The organism is Methyloceanibacter marginalis (genome assembly GCF_001723295.1).
Lineage (GTDB): Bacteria > Pseudomonadota > Alphaproteobacteria > Rhizobiales > Methyloligellaceae > Methyloceanibacter > Methyloceanibacter marginalis.
In genome coordinates, this window is the sequence record NZ_LPWD01000102.1 from 1 (window position 1) to 2,220 (window position 2,220).

Sequence of the window (2,220 nt, forward strand, 5' to 3'; positions counted from 1 at the left end):
ATCTGCTCCATGAGCAGGGGCCCTGGATCACGTCGCGAAGCCGGGATAATTCTCCACATCGGTGGTGATGGTCATCTGGCCGCCGGGCTGAATGCCCTCGATCAGGACCGGCTTCAGCATGGCGCGGGCGGCGTAGATGCCGGCCGTGTAGCCGGCTGGGCCGGAGCCGATGATGATCACCTTCTCGTGGCGGGAACCCATGAAACATGCCTCTCGATTTGGAGCGGGAGGGGAGAGGTAAGCATGCCCGCGCCCGCGCGCAACCCGTCTGGGGATGACCGTGTTTTAGGCTTTGCTTTCAAGGCCGAGCGCCTTGCGGATATGTGACGCCACGACCTCGGTATCGTTGATCGGCACATAACGCCATGATTCCAGGCGTCCCTCGAAGGGCCGCGTGGCGCCGCGCTCGCGCATCAGTGCGTGGAAGCGGGAGAGCCGCGTCGAGCGCCCCGGCAGGGCCTGGACATAGACCGGCTTTCCGGTGCCTGCCGCCTCGGTGACCATGTTGACGGAGTCCTCGGTGACGACGATGGCGTCGGCGAGCGACAGGAAGGCGAAATAGGGATTGTCGCCTTTGCTGTCCCAGACGAAGTGCGGGACGCCGGCGACGGCTTGCGCAAGCGCTTCGAGCGTGTCGGTGCGCGTACGCCTCGACGGCGTGATCAGAAGCGAGCCGCCGCTCTCGCGCGCCAGGATCGCGAGCTTGGCGCCGAAGCCGGTGGCGGTCTCGGGCGGAAAGCTGAAGGCCTGGCTCTCGCCCCCGAGCAGCACGGCGATGCGCGGATGCGGCAACTCGGCGATGCGCGGCGCGAACTGGTTCCCCGCGTCCGCCAGGCGCTCCGGCGTCACGCCATGTACGGCGCCGAACGTGGTGACGACGTTCGGCCCCTCGAAATTGTCGTGGGCGGGCGCGGCTACGAGATCGAACAGGCGCGCGGGCACTTTGGGGTTCTGAATATGCAGCGCGTAGGCGCCTGACAGGCGTTTGATGGCCAGCGCCATGGGTACGCTGCGTCGGCCGATGGAGATGACCAGCCGCGGCCAGGGCGGCTCCAGCGCGTCGCTCGACGCCGTGGCGCGCAACAGCGCCTTCGGCGGCAGCAGAATCTGGAACGGGGCCGGTACGAGCCGCATCGCCCCCTTGGGTCGTACCCGTTTGAGGGTGAAGGGAAGGCCGACGGCCTCGGCCACGGCGATGCCTTGGGCCTCCATGCCGACGGACCCGTCGGTGACGATCCAGGTCTTTTCGGCGCGGGCTTTGCGGCTCTCGGCGATCAGCGCCGCCGCGCCCTCCGCCACCCCGGCACGCGCGGCATCGGGGGCACTAAAATTTCCGGAATGGAAAACGCTCAATTTCTTTTCGATTCTTTTTCCGGGAGGACGTAAAGTTGCGCGACAGCGAAATATTCAAACCCACAGGCTCGCTCTCGCGCCTTCTAACGCGATGCGCCTGCAATCGTCCAGGGAGCATGGGAACCTTATGCGCGCCGCCCGCCTCGATGCCACGGACTGGCTGATCCTGCGCGAGCTCCAGGCCGACGGGCGCATCACCAATATCGAGTTGGCCCGCAAGGTCGGCATTTCGGCGCCGCCTTGCTTGCGCCGGGTCCGGGCGCTGGAGGAAGGCGGCATCATCGAGGGCTTCACCGCCATCCTCGACGACAAGGCGCTCGGCTTCGACGTTTCGGCTTTCGCCATGATCAAGCTGCACAGCCAGGCGGAAGCGGACCTGATCGCCTTCGAGGAGCGGGTCGCGGCCTGCGCGATCGTGCGCGACTGCTACATGCTCTCCGGCGAGATCGACTTTCTCCTGCGCTGCGTGGCGCCGGATCTGAGCGCGTTCCAGGAGTTCATCATTCACGAGCTGACCGCAGCGCCCAATGTGGAAAGCGTGAAGACCACGCTCGTGATCCGCACGTCGAAGCATGCGGCGGGCGTGCCCACGGAGCTCGTGTCGGCGCGCGCGAAGCCCGAGCGCGGACGCGGCTAGCTTCATGGCATCCAAATCCGCCAATCCGGTCCTCGTCGATGTCCTCCGCGGGGACCGCAGTGAAAGTAGCCATAGGGGCGCCATCGCCATCGCCGACACGCGGGGACGTCTTGTGCTGGCGCTCGGCGATGTGGAGACGCCAAACTATCCGCGCTCCGCGGTCAAATCGCTTCAGGCGCTCGCGCTGGTGGAGAGCGGCGCGGCGGACGCGTCGATCTGAGCAACGAAAG

Annotated in this window: 2 protein-coding genes and 2 pseudogenes; 2 read left to right on the top strand and 2 right to left on the bottom strand. The window is 66.5% G+C overall.

Going from position 1 to position 2,220, the window contains the following annotated elements:
• Both AUC71_RS17375 and AUC71_RS04595 read right to left on the bottom strand, forming a co-directional pair.
• Positions 1-201, bottom strand: a pseudogene (locus AUC71_RS17375) (NAD(P)/FAD-dependent oxidoreductase); the annotation flags it as partial.
• A gap of 84 nt (positions 202-285) precedes the next feature.
• The gene (locus AUC71_RS04595) at positions 286-1,353 is read right to left on the bottom strand and encodes a mitochondrial fission ELM1 family protein (protein WP_204376630.1); all 1,068 of its coding nucleotides are present in this window, start codon (positions 1,351-1,353) and stop codon (positions 286-288) included.
• Positions 1,354-1,480: 127 nt separating this feature from the next.
• On the opposite strand from AUC71_RS04595, the gene AUC71_RS04600 reads away from it, so the two are divergent.
• Entirely contained in the window at positions 1,481-1,990 is a 510-nt protein-coding gene (locus AUC71_RS04600) for an Lrp/AsnC family transcriptional regulator (protein WP_069623311.1), read from the top strand.
• Positions 1,991-1,994: 4 nt separating this feature from the next.
• Positions 1,995-2,201, top strand: a pseudogene (locus AUC71_RS04605) (asparaginase); the annotation flags it as partial.
• Positions 2,202-2,220 lie beyond the last annotated feature (19 nt).